The sequence below is a fragment of the Xenorhabdus littoralis genome (genome assembly GCF_033949345.1).
In the GTDB taxonomy this organism is placed as follows: Bacteria; Pseudomonadota; Gammaproteobacteria; order Enterobacterales; family Enterobacteriaceae; genus Xenorhabdus; species Xenorhabdus littoralis.
In genome coordinates, this window is sequence record NZ_VCDP01000275.1 from 1 (window position 1) to 363 (window position 363).

Sequence of the window (363 nt, forward strand, 5' to 3'; positions counted from 1 at the left end):
CCTCAAGGATTGAGGGGTTGGGGAGTTCGATGGATGGGGTCAAGGGGAAAAGTTCCCCTTGTGGGGTGTGGGGCAAAGCCCCTAGCATTTGTCACGCTATGGCGTGATTTGGCGAAGCCAACAAGGTCTCGCAGAGCCCACACCAAATGTAATTTGGTATAGTGGGCTATACCAAAACTTTGGATTCGCTCTCTCGATATGTTATGATAACCTCAAAAGTAGTCCTCTTACGGAAGACAATTGTGAGGGAAAAACATGAACAAATTCGCAATCATTCACATGCAGAAATTTCAAATTTCTGATGTGCAAGGGATTCAAAAACATAATCAAAGACAAGGAAAAAGTAAATCAAATTTAGACATC

At 43.0% G+C, this 363-nt stretch carries 1 protein-coding gene; it reads left to right on the forward strand.

Annotated elements, in window-relative coordinates:
* Positions 1–255: 255 nt before the first annotated feature.
* A partial coding sequence (locus FE394_RS20095; protein WP_419836370.1) for a plasmid recombination protein occupies positions 256–363 on the forward strand: 108 nt, incomplete at its 3' end.